This window comes from Tenacibaculum sp. M1.3A, from assembly GCF_057732375.1.
In genome coordinates, this window is record NZ_JBYJEF010000011.1 from 1 (window position 1) to 16,524 (window position 16,524).

Annotated in this window: 16 protein-coding genes and 1 tRNA gene; 8 read left to right on the forward strand and 9 right to left on the reverse strand. The window is 30.9% G+C overall.

The genetic code is table 11. The features are described from left to right. The first annotated feature begins 414 nt into the window (after positions 1–414). Both AC28QF_RS13550 and AC28QF_RS13555 read left to right on the forward strand, forming a co-directional pair. Positions 415–921: a transposase gene (locus AC28QF_RS13550; RefSeq protein ID WP_488202357.1), complete on the forward strand. Its 507-nt coding sequence runs from the start codon at positions 415–417 to the stop codon at positions 919–921. Further along, positions 918–1,202, forward strand: coding sequence for an integrase core domain-containing protein (locus AC28QF_RS13555; RefSeq protein WP_488202356.1), 285 nt, complete (start codon positions 918–920; stop codon positions 1,200–1,202). The genes AC28QF_RS13550 and AC28QF_RS13555 overlap by 4 nt, the downstream gene beginning before the upstream one ends. 96 nt (positions 1,203–1,298) lie before the next feature. Here the strand turns inward: AC28QF_RS13555 and AC28QF_RS13560 are convergent, their stop codons facing one another. Then, the gene (locus AC28QF_RS13560) at positions 1,299–2,510 is read right to left on the reverse strand and encodes an aminotransferase class V-fold PLP-dependent enzyme (protein ID WP_488202355.1); all 1,212 of its coding nucleotides are present in this window, start codon (positions 2,508–2,510) and stop codon (positions 1,299–1,301) included. 93 nt (positions 2,511–2,603) lie between these two features. On the opposite strand from AC28QF_RS13560, the gene AC28QF_RS13565 reads away from it, so the two are divergent. After that, the gene (locus AC28QF_RS13565; RefSeq protein ID WP_488202354.1) at positions 2,604–3,929 is read left to right on the forward strand and encodes a serine hydrolase domain-containing protein; all 1,326 of its coding nucleotides are present in this window, start codon (positions 2,604–2,606) and stop codon (positions 3,927–3,929) included. Between the two features lie 3 nt (positions 3,930–3,932). Then, positions 3,933–4,277: an SdpI family protein gene (locus tag AC28QF_RS13570; RefSeq protein ID WP_488202353.1), complete on the forward strand. Its 345-nt coding sequence runs from the start codon at positions 3,933–3,935 to the stop codon at positions 4,275–4,277. Positions 4,278–4,358: 81 nt separating this feature from the next. On the opposite strand, the gene AC28QF_RS13575 is transcribed toward AC28QF_RS13570, so the two are convergent. Further along, positions 4,359–5,036: an SCO family protein gene (locus AC28QF_RS13575; RefSeq protein ID WP_488202352.1), complete on the reverse strand. Its 678-nt coding sequence runs from the start codon at positions 5,034–5,036 to the stop codon at positions 4,359–4,361. A 158-nt stretch (positions 5,037–5,194) separates the two neighbouring features. Between AC28QF_RS13575 and rseP the strand changes: the two genes are divergently transcribed. Further along, the gene (gene rseP, locus AC28QF_RS13580; protein WP_488202351.1) at positions 5,195–6,541 is read left to right on the forward strand and encodes an RIP metalloprotease RseP; all 1,347 of its coding nucleotides are present in this window, start codon (positions 5,195–5,197) and stop codon (positions 6,539–6,541) included. Between the two features lie 281 nt (positions 6,542–6,822). Here the strand turns inward: rseP and AC28QF_RS13585 are convergent, their stop codons facing one another. The 4 genes from AC28QF_RS13585 to AC28QF_RS13600 all read right to left on the reverse strand — a co-directional run bounded on the left by AC28QF_RS13585 (position 6,823) and on the right by AC28QF_RS13600 (position 12,167). Then, positions 6,823–8,631 carry a GNAT family N-acyltransferase gene (locus AC28QF_RS13585; RefSeq protein ID WP_488202350.1) on the reverse strand — a complete coding sequence of 603 codons (1,809 nt, stop codon included), beginning with the start codon at positions 8,629–8,631 and terminating at the stop codon, positions 6,823–6,825. A gap of 56 nt (positions 8,632–8,687) precedes the next feature. Continuing rightward, positions 8,688–9,932, reverse strand: a complete 1,245-nt coding sequence (locus AC28QF_RS13590; RefSeq protein ID WP_488202349.1) for an aspartate kinase — start codon at positions 9,930–9,932, stop codon at positions 8,688–8,690. Continuing rightward, positions 9,919–10,404: an N-acetyltransferase family protein gene (locus AC28QF_RS13595; RefSeq protein WP_488202348.1), complete on the reverse strand. Its 486-nt coding sequence runs from the start codon at positions 10,402–10,404 to the stop codon at positions 9,919–9,921. The genes AC28QF_RS13590 and AC28QF_RS13595 overlap by 14 nt, the downstream gene beginning before the upstream one ends. Positions 10,405–10,559: 155 nt before the next feature. Continuing rightward, complete coding sequence (locus tag AC28QF_RS13600) at positions 10,560–12,167, reverse strand: hypothetical protein (protein WP_488202347.1); 1,608 nt, start codon at positions 12,165–12,167, stop codon at positions 10,560–10,562. A 163-nt stretch (positions 12,168–12,330) separates the two neighbouring features. Here AC28QF_RS13600 and fbp point away from each other — a divergent pair, with 163 nt between their 5' ends. Both fbp and AC28QF_RS13610 read left to right on the forward strand, forming a co-directional pair. Next, positions 12,331–13,365 (forward strand): class 1 fructose-bisphosphatase, encoded by a 1,035-nt coding sequence (gene fbp, locus AC28QF_RS13605; RefSeq protein ID WP_218771988.1) that lies wholly within the window; start codon positions 12,331–12,333, stop codon positions 13,363–13,365. A 123-nt stretch (positions 13,366–13,488) separates the two neighbouring features. Further along, positions 13,489–14,097 (forward strand): superoxide dismutase, encoded by a 609-nt coding sequence (locus AC28QF_RS13610; protein ID WP_488202346.1) that lies wholly within the window; start codon positions 13,489–13,491, stop codon positions 14,095–14,097. 92 nt (positions 14,098–14,189) lie between these two features. Here AC28QF_RS13610 and AC28QF_RS13615 read toward each other — a convergent pair whose 3' ends face one another. Continuing rightward, entirely contained in the window at positions 14,190–15,338 is a 1,149-nt protein-coding gene (locus AC28QF_RS13615) for a cystathionine gamma-synthase (protein WP_488202345.1), read from the reverse strand. Positions 15,339–15,384: 46 nt separating this feature from the next. Continuing rightward, positions 15,385–15,840 (reverse strand): DinB family protein, encoded by a 456-nt coding sequence (locus AC28QF_RS13620; protein WP_488202344.1) that lies wholly within the window; start codon positions 15,838–15,840, stop codon positions 15,385–15,387. A gap of 43 nt (positions 15,841–15,883) precedes the next feature. Here AC28QF_RS13620 and AC28QF_RS13625 point away from each other — a divergent pair, with 43 nt between their 5' ends. Next, positions 15,884–16,231, forward strand: a complete 348-nt coding sequence (locus AC28QF_RS13625; protein ID WP_488202343.1) for an arsenate reductase family protein — start codon at positions 15,884–15,886, stop codon at positions 16,229–16,231. A 217-nt stretch (positions 16,232–16,448) separates the two neighbouring features. On the opposite strand, the gene AC28QF_RS13630 is transcribed toward AC28QF_RS13625, so the two are convergent. Beyond that, positions 16,449–16,520 (reverse strand) — tRNA-Gln (locus AC28QF_RS13630). Positions 16,521–16,524: the final 4 nt, after the last annotated feature.

Sequence of the window (16,524 nt, forward strand, 5' to 3'; positions counted from 1 at the left end):
TCTCTTTAATTAGTAGCAAACAAGAAAAAATTAACTTATTTTTTACATTTTATTAAAACTATCTTAACCAGTATTTTCAAGAACTTTTAGAGTATCTCACTCGTGCTTTATAACACTCGTTTTTCCCTTAGCGGGTGCAAATATAGATTCCTTTTCTAACATAACAACTACGCTTTCTATTATAATTTTAAAATATTCCTTTTAGTGCTGTTTTCTAAATACTTAATACTGAAATTACTTCTTAAGTTTGTTTATTTACTCCTGAAACGATCTTCGAATAAGGGATTCAACATTTCGACTAAGCTCAATACAGGCTCTTTGTATTTATAAAAGAATTAAAAAGACTATTAAATCATACTTCCCTGATAAAAAACCTGTCCCGTCCTGATATATTGTTACACTCAATATTATAAAATGAAATCAAACTACAGAAAGCGTACTCAAAAGGATTACAGTTTAAGTTTAAAACTACAGATTACACAAGAGATTGAACAAGGTTTACTAACTGCAACCAAAGCATTAAATAAGTATGGTATTCAAGCAGGATCTACAGTTCGAACTTGGTTAAAAAAATATGGTAATTTTAATTATCAATTTACAATTCACAAAAGTATGTCCAAAACACCAGAGCGGCATATTTTAGAGTTAGAACAACAAGTTAGGTTGTTAGAGAAGCAAAAGAACAGGGCTGAACATTTAGCCTCTAGAGCTGATGAAAAAGCAATTATGTTTGATATTGCTGAGAAAGAGCTTAAGATTCCTATAAGAAAAAAGCATGAATCCAAGTTATTTAGCCTAATAACAGATGCTTATTCTAAAAAAAATGTGGGATACAATGTGAGGGATAATTTAAGTGTGAAAGGCTCTTTAGCTGCTTTAGAAATGGCATTAAAAAACAGAAATCATAAAAAAGACCTATGATTCATCATTCTGATAGAGGGTTGCAATATTTCTCAATTGAATATCAAAAAATATTAGATAAAAATAATATTTTACCCAGTATAACTGAACAATATGATTTGTATGAAAACGCTATTATTGAAAGAATAAATGGAATTTTAAAGCGGGAATTTAATATTGATAAATATGATACGAATCTTGAAACAAAACAGAAATTGGTTCAAAAATCTATTCGTATTTACAATAATTTAAAACCTCATTTGTCTAATTACATGCTCACTCCTAATCTAATGCATCAATAAAAAAAATCATATAGAAATAAAAAGGCAATGATAAAAAATCACTACCTTTAATTTATTAATTGGTAACACTGTTTTAGAACGTCACATTATATAATTTTAACTCAACATCATTTGTGCTCTTTTTAAAGAAGCCACCAAAACATCAATTTCTTCTTTGGTATTATAAAAAGCAAATGACGCTCTTACCGTACCTGGAATACAATAAAAATTCATAATAGGTTGTGCGCAATGGTGACCTGTACGAACAGCAACACCCAATTTATCTAAAATACTACCAATATCATAAGGATGAATTCCTTCGATATTAAATGATATTACAGATGCTTTATTCGTTGTTCCGTATATTTTTAAATTTTCAATTTTCTCTAGTTCCGCTGTTCCATAAGCTAACAGTTCACTTTCTTGTTTTGCAATGTTTTCAAAACCAATAGCATTCATATAATCTATGGCTGCTCCGAAAGCAATTCCTCCGCAAATATTAGGTGTTCCTGCTTCAAATTTATGAGGCAAACCTGCGTAGGTAGTTTTTTCGAAAGTTACGGTTTCAATCATCTCTCCTCCTCCTTGATATGGTGGTAATAAGTTTAACAACTCTTCTTTACCATATAATAAACCAACACCTGTTGGTCCACACATTTTATGAGCAGAAGCTACATAAAAATCAGCATCTAACTCCTGAACATCTGGTTTTATATGCGGTACTGCTTGTGCTCCATCAATTAAAACATAAGCTCCGAATTTATGAGCTGCATGAATAATTTCTTTTATCGGGTTTATAGTTCCTAATGCATTTGATACATGGTTGCAAAAAACCAATTTCGTTTTTGCGTTTAATAACTCGTGATATACATCCATTCGTAATGAACCGTCTTCATCCATCGGAATCACTTTTAAAACCGCTCCTGTTTTTTCACAAAGCATTTGCCAAGGGACAATATTCGAATGATGTTCTAAAGCAGAAACGATAACTTCATCGCCTATTTTTAAAATAGCTGCAAATCCTGAAGCAACAATATTAATACTGTGAGTTGTACCTGCTGTTAAAATAATCTCGTACGACTGTTTTGCGTTAAAGTGTTTTTGAACTTTAAGACGTGCTCCTTCATACTTATCAGTTGCTTCCTGACTTAAAGTATGTACGCCTCTATGAATATTCGCATTGTAGTTAGAGTAATAATCAACAATAGCATCAATAACCACTTGTGGCGTTTGTGAAGTTGCTCCGTTATCAAAATACACTAATTTTTTTCCATGTACCTCTCTATTCAGAATAGGAAAATCAGCTCTAATTTCGTCTACATTAAACATATAAAAATCATTATTTTAAACAAAGGTACTGCTTGCTTTATCAAATACAAACATCAAACAATTAAATTCTTACATTTGTTAAAATTGTTTTCTATGAAAAATCTAAAAAGAATAATATTACTGGTTGTTGTAGTATTAATTATTGCTGTTTATTTTAATTATTCGAAGTTAAATATTCTTGCCGGTTACTCTGCAAAAAACACCGCTTCATCAGTTTTTTTAGCGGAACGTGGTTTAGCATTTACTGATAAAAACGACAATAATTTTTCTCCGATTAACTTAACTTCTGATGCCATAAATAAAGAAGAAAAATCGGCTACTGGTAATGCTTTTGGTCTTTTAAAAAGAAAGGCGATTTACAGAGAAGGTTTAGGTGCTGTTTTAATAAATGATACATATGATGTTTCTAAAAAAACGTTAGTTCCTAAACGTAGTAAACCTGATAATTCTACGCCGTTTCCGTATGGAAATGCGGATCAAAAAGATACGCTATTTCCAAATATTGATTACAAAAAACTTAACGAAACTATTGATACAATTTTTAACGATGTAAATCAAACTCGTTCGGTTTTAGTTATCTATAAAGATAAAATTATTGCTGAAAAATATAGCGACAGATTTGATAAAAATTCTAAACAACTAGGTTGGTCGATGACCAAAAGTATTACCAGTACTATTGTTGGAATCTTGCAATGTGAACGAAAATTATATGTGAATTCTGATAATTTATTTGAGGAGTGGAAAGATGATGAACGAAAAAACATTACGCTTCATAATTTACTACAAATGAATTCTGGTTTAGAATGGTTGGAAGATTATAATACAATCTCTGATGTTACTAAAATGCTTTTTCTTGAAGAAGACATGACTAAAAGTCAAATAAACAAACCTCTTGTAGGAAAACCAAACGAAACATGGAACTACTCTTCGGGAACCACCAATTTAATTTCAGGGCTAATTCGTAAACAATTTAACACGCATCAAGAGTATTTAGATTTTTGGTACAGCGCGTTAATCGATAAAATAGGTATGAATTCTATGGTCATAGAAACCGATATGAGTGGTAATTATGTAGGTTCTTCTTATGGTTGGGCAACGGCAAGAGACTGGGCTAAACTTGGTCTTTTATACTTGCATAATGGCGAGTGGAATGGTGAGCATCTTTTTGATAAAGACTGGGTAAATTATGCGACTACTCCAACTCCTGGTTCTGACGGATGGTATGGTGCACAAATTTGGTTAAATGCAGGTAACAGATATCCTGATGTGCCAAAAAACATGTATTCTTTTAATGGTTATAAAGGACAAAATGTTTTTATCTTGCCAAACGAAAATTTAGTAATCGTTCGTACCGGTCTTACCAAAAATGCCGATATGAATACGCTATTAAAAGGAATTATTACTTCAATTAAAAACTAACGAATGAACCCATATTATTACGTACTTTCTGTAAACGGAATCCTTTTAGTATTCAGTATTCTTTTTTACCTGTTTCCACCTAAAAAAATAAATGCTATTTATGGTTACCGAACCAATAGAGCCATGAAAAATGAAGTTGTATGGCAGTTTGCTAATTCATACTTTAATAAACAATTCTTAATTTATTCTGCAATTTCACTTATTGCTGCATTAATATTAGCATATATAGCTAAAGATTTAACCTGGCAACCTATGGCAATTATGTTATTGTCTTTAGCGGTATCTGTTATTAAAACAGAACAAGAAATTAATAAGAATTTTGACGAAGAAGGAGAAAGGATAAAATAAAAAACACAAATCAATTAAACATAAAACGTCCTTCTAACTATATGTAAGAAGGACGTTTTTATATTTTGATAACTAAACTAGTTACTTTACATATTCTTGCTTTAATAAGGTAATATCATCAATAATTTTTTGCATATTCTCTTTTTTTGTTCCATCATACGAACCTCTAATTTGTCCTTTTTTATCAATCAGAACAAAGTTTTCGGTATGCACCCAGTCGTTCTCTCCTCCATCACCTTCATCTAAAACAGCAAAATAATGTTTACGAGCTAAATTATAAATGTGTTTTTTATCTCCTGTGGTTACATTCCATTTTCCGTCAATTACACCTTTAGCATCTGCATATTTTCTTAATTGAGGCACACTATCCATAACCGGAGTTACCGAATGTGATAAAAACATAATAGCATCATCATTTTTATAATGTGTTTGTAATTCACTCATATTATAAGCCATTAAAATACAAATATTTGTACAACGTGTAAAAAAGAAATCAGCTATATAAATTTTATCTTTATAATCGGCATTTGTAATTGTTTCACCGTTTTGATTGATTAATTCAAAATCACCTATTTTATGATTTTTAGACTTTTTTCTGACAGAAACATCTACCAATCTTGGATTAATATCTGCTGGATTATAAACAGGTAATTTTTCTTCTATTTTTACTAAATGATAAAAAACAGGAATCCCTACCGCACAAAAAACGATTAAAAAAATAATAGTGCTTTTTGATTTTTTAAAGAATTTTAAATCCATTTTAGTTTGTTTTTTGCAAAAATACGACTAAAAACAAGGCTTATTTATCTTATATCATAAAAGATTTGTTAAAACCAAACCTCATCTATACTACAAACTTTTACAACTCTTATGAAAAACGTACATTTGTCCGATTTTAAATTTAGATATACACCTTTATGGAAATTTTAATAAAAGCATCACAATTTATTTTAAGCTTATCGCTTTTAATCGTTTTACACGAATTAGGGCATTTTATACCTGCTAAAATATTTAAAACTAAAGTAGAAAAGTTCTATTTATTTTTCGATTATAAGTTTTCATTATTCAAAAAGAAAATAGGTGATACTGTTTATGGTATTGGTTGGATTCCGTTAGGAGGATATGTAAAAATATCTGGAATGATTGATGAAAGTATGGATACTGAACAAATGGCATTACCACCACAACCTTGGGAATTTCGTTCTAAACCAGCCTGGCAACGTTTAATAATTATGCTAGGTGGTGTAATTGTAAACTTTGTTTTAGGTATCGTTATTTACATTTGCTTAATGTATGCTTATGGTGAAAAATTTTTACCGAATGAGAGTTTAAAAGATGGTATTTGGGTACAAGATCAACTAGGTAAAGATTTAGGTTTACAAACAGGTGATAAAATACTTTCTGTTGATGGTGAAAAAATTCAGAAATTTAGAGAACTTCCTTTAGAGTTTATTAATGGAAACAATTATACCGTTGAGAGAAACGGTGTAAAAGTAGAAAAAGTAATTCCTATTGATTTCATTTCTAAATTAATAGATCGCGGTAAAAATGCTGGTAGCTTTATCGCGCCAAGATATCCTTTCATAATTGCTGGTTTACAAAAAGACTCCTTAAACGCAAGTGCAAATATTCTTAAAAAAGATATTATTACTGCAATTAACGGACAAACAATAAAATATTACGATGAAGCAAAACCTATTTTACAAAGCTTAAAAGGGCAAGACATTACTGTTACTTTAAAAAGAAACAAAGAAGTTTTAAACGTGCCTGTTAAAGTTTCTGAACACGGAAACTTAGGCGTTGTTTGGGGAGCTGCATCGTTACCTGATTTAGAAAAATTAGGGTATTATGAACTAGCAGAAAAGTTATATTCTTTTGGTGAAGCGATTCCAGCCGGAACAACAAAAGCATGGACAACCTTAACAAACTATATTAAGCAAATGAAAAAGGTTTTTAACCCAAGCACAGGTGCTTATAAAGGTTTAGGTGGATTTATTTCTATCGGTAGTGTTTTTCCTGCTGAATTTAGCTGGCAATCTTTTTGGAACATCACCGCTTTCTTATCTATCATGTTAGGTTTTATGAATTTATTACCGATACCCGCTTTAGATGGTGGACACGTAGTATTTACCTTATGGGAAATGATTACCGGTAAAAAACCTGGCGACAAGTTTTTAGAATATGCGCAGTTAACAGGCTTTGTTTTACTGATTATTCTATTACTATTTGCTAATGGAAATGATATTTTTAGGTTATTCAAATAAGGATACTTAAACTTTATAAAACAGAAAAGCATCGTAAAAATTACGATGCTTTTCTGTTTATATATCAGTGGTAAAATAACTTACTATGAAACTGTTTTCTTTTTTCATAAAAACTAATATGGTTATTAAAAATTAAAACACTCTTATTTTATCGCTGTAAAAAAATAAGTATTAAAGGTGAAAAACAACATAGATAAAAGTCTTTTTTATTACGTTTTAAGCAACAAAAAAGCATCCTACCAAGTAGAATGCTTTTTTTGTTTATCTAAGTAGTTAATCTACTATTTATTCATGTTTTCTGTAGCGCGTTTTTCTAACTCCGCCTGAAACTCTTCCATTACCGGTTTTACTGTGCTTTCTGGTATTTCTGCCACCTTAATATACATTAAACCATCTATTGCATTATTAAACTTAGGATCTACGTTAAAAGCAACCAAACGTGCATTTTGCTTCACATATTTCTTAATTAAAACAGGCATACGTAATGCTCCTGGTTCAATTTCATCAATAATTTTATCAAACTTTTGCATATCAGCTTCTGTAGAGTCAAATACAAAATCTTTATCTGCATCCTTTAACTTTACTTTATATTCTTTTTTAGGATGAATGTATTGTGCAACATACGGATCGTAGTAGTGAGATTTCATAAACTCAATCATTAACGATTTAGAAAAGTCAGAAAACTGATTACTAATACTTACACCACCCATTAAGTATTTATACTCTGGATATCGTAATGTTGTATGCACAATTCCTTTCCACAATAAAAACAAAGGCATTGGTTTTTGTTGGTAGCTTTTAGCTATAAAAGCTCTACCTAATTCAATTGTATTTTGCATCATCGGATACAGCTCTGGCTCTATTCTAAATAAAGTATGAATATAAAAACCATTGATTCCATGTTTTTTATAAATATCCTTTCCTAGTCCCATTCTATAAGAACCTACCAATTCATTTTGCACATTGTCCCACAAAAAAAGGTGGTGATAATACCTGTCGAATTTATCTAAATCAATTGCTTTATTGGTTCCTTCACCTACTTCTCTGAAAGTAATTTCTCTTAGTCGACCTATTTCATGTAAAAGATTTGGTATTTCTTTTGCACTCGCAAAAAACACTTCGTAATTCTTACTCTGTAACAATCTACTTCCTTTCTCCCTTAAGTCGTTTACTTCTTTTATAAATAAATCAGGAACTCTTTGCGAAGTTATTTTACTTATTCTTTTAGGTATTTTTATATTATTGCTTGATAAAATTTTCTTAGAAGCTTTCTCAAACGGATTTGCCAGCATATATGTTTTTCTTCTTATAAATTCATAAAAAGAAGGTACATCTTTATATTGCTCTTGGTCTTTTACCGAAATAGGTTTTCCTATTCTTACTTTTATTACTCTCTTTTTACTAGAAATTACTTCTGATGGAAGTTTAGCCGTTCGTAACGTGTCGCTAATTTTAGATAAAATATAGAATAACGGACTGTTTTTAGCATGAAAATAAATAGGAATTACTGGTACTTTTGCTTTTTTAATCAATCGTACAGCCCCATCTTCCCAAGGTTTATCAACCATTAATTTTCCGTCTCTGTAGGTAGAAACTTCTCCTGCTGGAAAAATACCTAATGGTTTCCCTTCACGCAAATGTAGTAATGCTCCTTTAATACCTGCCATACTAGATTTCGCATCTTTTCGGCTTTCGAAAGGATTAACTGGCATTATGTAAGGCTTTAAGGGTTCTGCTCTATGTAATAAAAAGTTGGCAATAATTTTATAATCTGCTCTTTTTTCAACTAATAATTTTAACAGTAAAATACCGTCAATTCCTCCTAAAGGATGATTAGATATCGTTATAAAAGGGCCTGTTTTTGGTATTCTTTTAAAGTCTTCTTCTGGTATTTCGAATTCAATTTTACAATCATCTAAAAGACCGTTTAAAAAATCTAAATCAGATTTATCTTTATTGTTATCATACAATCTATTAACCGCAGAAATACGTAAAATTTTCATCAACGTCCAACCTATAAAAGTTCCGGCCGCACCGAACTTATCAACTCCAATAACTTTAGCAATTTCTTTTGATGTAACTAATCCCATTAATTCAAATTTGGCATAAATGCAAATATAACTGAATTTTGCGACACTTTCATTTTTTATTGTATAACCAACTGCGCTGTTTCAGTATTAATCTGACTAATAATCGATTTTCCTTTTTTTCTTATTTCTTTTATTGCGTCTTCATTAAAATGACGAATAGTATAAAGGGTAACCTCTTTATATGATTTTATATTAAATTTCGTTTTTAAGTCGTTATAAAAAGCATCAAAATTAGTGTACTTATCATCAACACAAACCGAAAAACTAATTGCTGAGTTCTGAATTAGATTTACTTTCAACTTATAAGTATCTAGTTTTTTAAAAATATCACTAATATTACTCTCCACCATAAAAGAGAAATCTTTTGCTGATATCGAAACCAAAATCTGATTTTTTTTCACAATAAAACAAGGAACTTCGGGTGATATTTTGTTCCCTCTACCAACACAAGTTCCTTTATTAGAAAGATCATCAAAAGAACGAACAAATAACGGAATATCTTTTTGTTCTAATGGCTGAATTGTTTTTGGGTGAATTACAGACGCTCCGTAAAAAGCCATTTCTATAGCTTCTGTATACGATATTTCATGTAGCAATTCTGTTTTAGTAAACACACGAGGATCTGCATTTAAAACCCCATCAACATCTTTCCAAATCGTAACACTTTCAGCATCTAAACAATACGCAAAAATTCCTGCTGTATAATCAGACCCTTCTCTTCCTAATGTTGTTGTTTCTAAACCAACACCACCAATAAAACCTTGAGTTATATTTAATTGTGATGTATCTACATTTTCTTTAATTATGTTCTCTGTTATTTCCCAATTAACTTTTGCATCTCTATAATTAACATCTGTTTTTATATAATCTCTTACATCTAAAAACTTGTTGTTTATTCCAATCTCTAATAAATATGCACTTACAATATTTGTAGATAACAACTCACCATACCCAATCATTTGATCGTATACATAATTATATTCTTGTGAATGATTACGAGCCATAAACCCACTTAAATCACTTAATAAAGCATCTACTCTATTATAAATTTGATGATTTTCAGGAAATAAGTCATCAATTATCTTTTTATGAAAATCCCCTACGAAATCTATAGCGCTTTTTAAATTTTCTTTTTTATAAAAATACGCATCTATAATTTTCTCAAAAGCGTTTGTCATTTTTCCCATAGCGGAAATAACAATCAACCCATTCTCGATACCTTCTTCTTTTAAAACTCGGGCTACATTTTTTACACCATCAGCATCTTTTACCGATGCACCACCAAATTTAAATATTCTCATTGCAAAATTGTATTAAACCTTGTTCATTCATTTGGCAAACTCTCCATTGCTCATAAACCGTAGCGCCTGTACTCTTATAAAAATCTATGGCATTTACATTCCAATCTAACACCTCCCATGCAACTCTTTTAAAATTATTTTCTTGTGCATATTTCATAATTGAAGTATATAATTTTTTTCCTGCCCCAATTCCTCTTTTAGTTTCAGTTACCATTAAATCCTCTAAATGAAGTGTTTTTCCTTTCCATGTAGAATAACGCTCATAAAAAAGTGCCATTCCTACAATCGTACCATCTAACTCTTCTGCTACAAACGTTTTAAACTTAGGCTTATTTGAAAACCCGTCACGAATTATATCATCAACAGTAATTTTTACCGCATTGGGTTCTTTTTCAAAAACAGCTAATTCAATAATTAAATTAAATATTGCCGCTGCATCTTTGCACTCTCCTGATCTAACTTTAAAACTCATTTTAAAAAATTTTGTGTAAAGATAATTTTTATAATACTCCTTTAAAACAAATAGAAAATTAAAACACATAGTATCTTTTTGTTAAAAATTTTAAAATAACAAAAAACCGCAACCTAAGTGGTTGCGGTTTTTTGCTATATATTTTATACTATATATTAATCAATCTTACAATCAGTAAGTTCGTTACAAAAATTTAATAAACTTTCTTCTGAATTCTTATATCCTTTTGATTTTGCTTTCGCTTCCACATCCGGACAATCTTTCGCTAATTTTGCAAGGTTTTTCTTAAAACCGAAAACAAAACTCATTCCTGAGGTTGATTTCCCTTTTTCACTTCCTGGAGAAACAATAACTAATTCTTTATTGTTAAATTTATACAATCCTATTTTATCAGATTCAAAAAGTACTTTACATAATTTATCTGTTGCCCCACCTAAAACAGTTTGCGTAACATCTACTGACCCCGACTTTGTAGATGACTCTTTAAATTTAATATTTTTGAAATGTAATCCATCAACAAACAAAAGCTCTTTACATCCTTTTGCTTTTTCAACTCTGCTCCCCACAGGAGTACCATTATTATTGTATTGAACCGTTTTTATACTATATCCTATTTTTTCAATGTCGCTTGTATTAATATCTACAAGTATTGTATCACTTTTTTGAGTAATTAAATATGCTTTATTTAACTCTAAGCTTTGACTCACTGCTGGTTTTAACACTTCTTCTTCTTCTTCTTCTTCTTCTTCTTCTTCTTCTTCAATATTACTAATATCTTCAGTATGAACTTTCATGTGACGAGAATTCATTTTATTAACAGCTAAAGTTTTCTCTAAAGATTCGGCAGATCTTAAGAATCTTTTTCCGTCTGATTTATCATAATCATTATCAATTATCTTCTGAGCGTATTCTTTTACTTTTGCTGGCATATCTAAATAATAATAGATATTCGCAAGATTAAAATAACTAGCGTATTTTACTTTTCTCATTTTACGTTTCGTTCCTTCATACCTAGGAATTACGTCATTAAAATAAGCAATAACTGTCTCTAGTTCTTTTGCCATGTTATCAGTTGGTTCATCATACTTCATTTTACCAAAAATAACTTTCATTTGATTATATGCTTCATGATGTTTTTCTGTCTCAGGGTGTTTTTTAGAGGCTAAAATCCATAAAAACTCACTCTCAGTACTATATGGTCTGTAACCATATCTCTGATTTAAATAAGATTTTATACTTCCTTTAATTGCAGATTGATGTTTAGATCTTATATTACTTTTAATATCGTACTTGTTCGTTTTATAATATTCTTCTGCTTTGTAATAACGATCAAAATCACTACTCTTATAGTCTGTTTTTTGGTCAAAATTCTTTTCATAACTCTGACCAGAGTTTGCATTTATAAGGTTCATCTTTGCTACAGACGAAAAGTTAGCTTTAACTTTATAAGTATACCACGTAGATGTTATATTTCCATCTTTATCCTTCTTTACATGCTTCTCCTTATCAATCTTAACTTCACTTACGCTAGTTCCGGAGAAAGAATAGTTAATATCTAATGTTCCTGGTGATTTTACTTTAGACAACCCACTAATAGAAACTCCATTAATGTTAATCGAGTAAGTTCTCTTACTATTGTCTAAAATTGGTTCTGTAGGTAGTTTTACGTAAGAAACCTGAAACCTCTCTCTATCTAAATTTGTACTCTGCCCAAAAGAATTTAAACAAATTAAGAGGGTTAATAATAGTATTGATTTTTTCATTTTTTATAGTTTTTAAGAGGCGAATATAATTTTTTTTAAGAATGTTTTAACTAAAAAAACAAGTTATTACAAATTGATATTGCAGTAACAAAAAATTAATATTCAAAATCGTTGTAGTTACTCTAAAAAGTTGGCATCTTTGTGCACAACACAAAAATTCGACATGAATAACAAGCACATGACTCTTGGAGAGTTTATTATTGGAAATCAAAGAGATTTTAAATATTCTTCGGGAGAATTATCTCGTTTAATAAACTCTATACGGCTGGCTGCCAAAGTGGTAAACCACGAAATTAGAAAAGCAGGGTTAGTTGATATTACTGGTGCAGCCGGTGATGTTAATATTCAAGGTGAAGCACAACAAAAATTAGATGTTTTAGCGAATGATCTTTTTAAACAAACGCTAATTAACCGTGAAATTGTTTGTGGTATTGCGAGTGAAGAAGAAGATGATTTTGTAATTGTTGAAGGTCAAAGCAAAACAAACGAAAATAAATACGTTTTATTGATGGATCCTTTAGATGGTTCATCTAATATTGATGTAAACGTATCTGTTGGAACCATTTTCTCTATTTACAGAAGAGTTTCTCCAGACGGTACACCTGTTACTAAAGAAGATTTTTTACAAAAAGGAAGCGAACAAGTAGCCGCAGGTTATGTTGCTTATGGTACCTCTACAATGCTAGTTTTTACAACTGGTAATGGAGTAAACGGATTCACTTTAAATCCTGCTATTGGTACTTTTTACTTATCTCACCCAAATATGCAATTTCCAGAAATTGGTAAAATATACTCAGTAAGCGAGGGATATTTTACGTATTTTCAAGAAGGAATGAAGCGTTTTTTAATTCACTGTAAAGAACTAAACGAAGCTGATAACAGGCCTTATACTGCTCGTTATGTTGGTTCGTTAGTTACCGATTTTCATAGAAATATGATTAAAGGTGGTATTTACGTGTATCCATCAACAAAAATTACACCTAACGGAAAATTACGTTTATTATACGAATGTAACCCAATGGCTTTTATCTGTGAGCAAGCAGGTGGTAAAGCAACTGACGGATTTACAAGAATAATGGATATCAATCCAACCGAATTACACCAACGTGTTCCTTTTTATTGCGGAAGTAAACAAATGGTAGAAAAAGCTGAAGGATTTATGAATGAGTTTTCTGCAGATGAAAAACCTACTTATTAAAGAATAACAATTATTTATACCTAAATAAATTATCGATAAGGCAAACAGTTGTTTGCCTTATTTTTTTGGATTAAATTTACAATTATATTAATGAATTATTAACTTACTAAAAAACATACAATTATGGCTTTTGACTTACCAAAATTAGGATATGCATACGATGCATTAGAACCAAATATAGATGCTAAAACTATGGAAATACACCATAGCAAACACCATAACGGATATACTACAAAATTAAATGCTGCTGTTGCTGGTACTGATTTAGAAGGAAAATCTATTGAAGATATTCTTACTAATTTAGATATGACTAATGGTGCAGTTCGTAATAATGGAGGTGGATTTTACAATCACTCTTTATTCTGGACAGTAATGAACCCAGAAGATAGAGGTTACTTATCAGGAGATTTAAAAGATGCTATCGAGGCTGAATTTGGATCTAAAGAGGCTTTTATCGAAGCTTTTTCTAAAGCTGCTGCAACTCAGTTTGGTTCAGGATGGGCTTGGTTATGTGTACATCCAGGTGGAAAAGTAGAAGTTTGTTCTACTCCAAACCAAGACAACCCATTAATGCCAGGTGTAACTTGTGGCGGAACTCCTATTTTAGGATTAGATGTTTGGGAACATGCTTATTACTTAAACTACCAAAACCGTCGTCCTGATTATATTGATGCTTTCTTTAAAGTAATTAACTGGAACGAGGTTGAAAAAAGATATGCTAACGCTAAATAGTAACCATGTTACTTTTTAAAGTTTACGCTTATAAAAAAATCCGAAGTTTTTAAACTTCGGATTTTTTATTAGTTATATATTTAACGCTCAAACTATTTTAAAAAAGCTTGTTCTAAATCTGCAATTAAATCTGTTATATCCTCTACCCCAACACTCAAACGGATAAGGGAGTCTGTAATTCCTATTTTTAAACGCACTTCTCCTGGTATAGATCCGTGCGACATTGTTACAGGGTGATTTACCAAACTTTCTACACCACCTAACGATTCTGCCAATGTAAATATTTTAGTGTTTTCTAGAAACGTAAAAGCTGCCTGTTTACTTTCATCCTTTAAACGGAAAGAAACCATTCCTCCAAAATCATCCATTTGTTTTTTAGCAACATCATGGTTTGGATGACTCTCTAAGCCAGGGTAATAAACATCGCTCACTTTTGGATGTTTTACTAAATATGCTGCTACGGCTTTACCGTTTTCACAATGACGTTGCATGCGTAAATGCAATGTTTTAATACCTCTTAACGCTAAAAATGAATCCATCGGACCTGCAATAGCACCAGCAGCAAATTGTATAAAATGTAATTCTTCTGCCAACTTAGCGTCTTTAACCATTAGGGCTCCCATTATTAAATCGGAATGCCCGCCTAAGTATTTTGTTGCAGAATGCATTGTTATATCTGCACCTAAATCTAAAGGGCGTTGTAAATATGGTGTTGCAAATGTATTATCAACTCCTACTAAAATAGCTGGATTTTTTAATTTTACAGCTTTGGTTATCAATGCTATGTCTGCAATTTTCATTAACGGATTAGTTGGTGTTTCTAACCAAACTAACTTGGTATTTTCTGATATTGCATTTGTTATATTTTCAATAATATCTGTATCAACAAACTTAAACTTTAAGCCATATTTCTCAAACATTCTGGTAAATAATCGATACGTTCCGCCATATAAATCATCACCTGCAATAACCTCATCACCGGAATTTAAGGTTCTCAAAACACAGTCGATTGCTGATAAGCCTGATGAAAAAGCAAAACCGTGTGTTCCGTTTTCTAACGAGGCAAAAGCTTTTTCGAGCGCAGTTCGTGACGGATTTCCTCCTCTTGAATACCCGTAACCTTTATGAACACCTGGACTAGATTGCACATATGTAGAGGTTTGAAATATAGGAGGCATCACGGCACCTGTAGCATTCTCATGCTCTTGACCGCCGTGTATTGTTTTTGTGTTGAATTTCATCTTTATCTAAATTTAAAAACAAATTCTTAATTAAATCAATAAGTATTTACACTAACTTTAATAAAGCCATTATAGTTCCTAAATGAATTCCTTCATGTAAGTTATTAAACGAAATTGCTGATTCAATAGAGTCTAACGTAAAACCAAGGCTTGTTTCATACTCGTTAAATTCAGTAAAAATCCCAGCTTCGTAATCTTCCTGCAACGTATCTGGTAATCCCACTAATAATTCTTTTAACTCTTCAAACTCTTCTTCAGAAAATGTCTCTGTAGGTAAGGTTCCTTTCTTATAGCTTACAATTAACTCATCAGAAGCTAAACAATTTAAGCCTGATAATTTATAATTTAATAATTGCTGTGTTACTACCAAGTGGGCAACATTCCATGCAATGTTATTTTTAAATCCTGCAGGAATTTTATGTAATTGTTCTATTGATAAATGATCGATTTTTTTTAAAACTAATTCTCTCGATTTTTTTAAAATTTCAAATTGCGTATTCATTATTCTACTTATTTTAGCGTACATCAAAGATAATTATTAAACCATGAAGAAAGTATATTTTTTACAAACTTGTGACACTTGCCGACGCATATTAAAAGAAGTAAATATTAACGGATTTGAAAAGCAAGAAATAAAAACAAATGCTGTAACTGTTAATCAGCTAGAAGAAATGAGAAAACTAACAGATAGCTACGAAAGCTTGTTTAATAAAAGAGCTAGATTATACAAAGAACGAGATTTAAAGAACAAAACAATTACCGAAGACGACTACAAACAGTTTATTTTAGAAGAATATACTTTTTTAAAGCGCCCTGTTTTTATCGTTGATGATAAAATTTTTATTGGAAACAGTAAAAAAGTAGTCGAAGCACTAAAAGAACTCGTAAATTAATTGTTTTCAGGATTTAATTCGACAGAAAAAAGACTCGTTCTCAAAAGAAAAATAAGTAACATCTCTTCTTTATTTTGATGAAAATCTGTCAATTTTAGTGAATTTCACGATTAAAAACCGGTAAGAAACTCGAACACACATCTTCAAAAAAGCATTAATAACAAAAGGTATTAAACGTAAAAAAGCTTCAAAATCTGACGATTAAGAAGCTTTTTTGTTGGCCTACAAGGACTCGAACCTTGAATGTCGGTACCAAAAACCGGTGTGTTACCAATTACACCATAGGCCAATAA

Excerpts from the sequence above, each read along its gene's own strand:
- AC28QF_RS13615 (WP_488202345.1), bottom strand. The coding sequence starts at position 15,338 with ATGAAATTCAACACAAAAACAATACACGGCGGTCAAGAGCATGAGAAT.
- AC28QF_RS13620 (WP_488202344.1), bottom strand. The coding sequence starts at position 15,840 with ATGAATACGCAATTTGAAATTTTAAAAAAATCGAGAGAATTAGTTTTA.
- AC28QF_RS13565 (WP_488202354.1), top strand. The coding sequence starts at position 2,604 with ATGAAAAATCTAAAAAGAATAATATTACTGGTTGTTGTAGTATTAATT.
- AC28QF_RS13595 (WP_488202348.1), bottom strand. The coding sequence starts at position 10,404 with ATGAGTTTTAAAGTTAGATCAGGAGAGTGCAAAGATGCAGCGGCAATA.
- AC28QF_RS13590 (WP_488202349.1), bottom strand. The coding sequence starts at position 9,932 with ATGAGAATATTTAAATTTGGTGGTGCATCGGTAAAAGATGCTGATGGT.
- AC28QF_RS13560 (WP_488202355.1), bottom strand. The coding sequence starts at position 2,510 with ATGTTTAATGTAGACGAAATTAGAGCTGATTTTCCTATTCTGAATAGA.
- AC28QF_RS13550 (WP_488202357.1), top strand. The coding sequence starts at position 415 with ATGAAATCAAACTACAGAAAGCGTACTCAAAAGGATTACAGTTTAAGT.
- AC28QF_RS13570 (WP_488202353.1), top strand. The coding sequence starts at position 3,933 with ATGAACCCATATTATTACGTACTTTCTGTAAACGGAATCCTTTTAGTA.
- AC28QF_RS13555 (WP_488202356.1), top strand. The coding sequence starts at position 918 with ATGATTCATCATTCTGATAGAGGGTTGCAATATTTCTCAATTGAATAT.
- AC28QF_RS13600 (WP_488202347.1), bottom strand. The coding sequence starts at position 12,167 with ATGAAAAAATCAATACTATTATTAACCCTCTTAATTTGTTTAAATTCT.
- AC28QF_RS13625 (WP_488202343.1), top strand. The coding sequence starts at position 15,884 with ATGAAGAAAGTATATTTTTTACAAACTTGTGACACTTGCCGACGCATA.
- rseP (WP_488202351.1), top strand. The coding sequence starts at position 5,195 with ATGGAAATTTTAATAAAAGCATCACAATTTATTTTAAGCTTATCGCTT.
- AC28QF_RS13575 (WP_488202352.1), bottom strand. The coding sequence starts at position 5,036 with ATGGATTTAAAATTCTTTAAAAAATCAAAAAGCACTATTATTTTTTTA.
- AC28QF_RS13610 (WP_488202346.1), top strand. The coding sequence starts at position 13,489 with ATGGCTTTTGACTTACCAAAATTAGGATATGCATACGATGCATTAGAA.
- fbp (WP_218771988.1), top strand. The coding sequence starts at position 12,331 with ATGAATAACAAGCACATGACTCTTGGAGAGTTTATTATTGGAAATCAA.
- AC28QF_RS13585 (WP_488202350.1), bottom strand. The coding sequence starts at position 8,631 with ATGGGATTAGTTACATCAAAAGAAATTGCTAAAGTTATTGGAGTTGAT.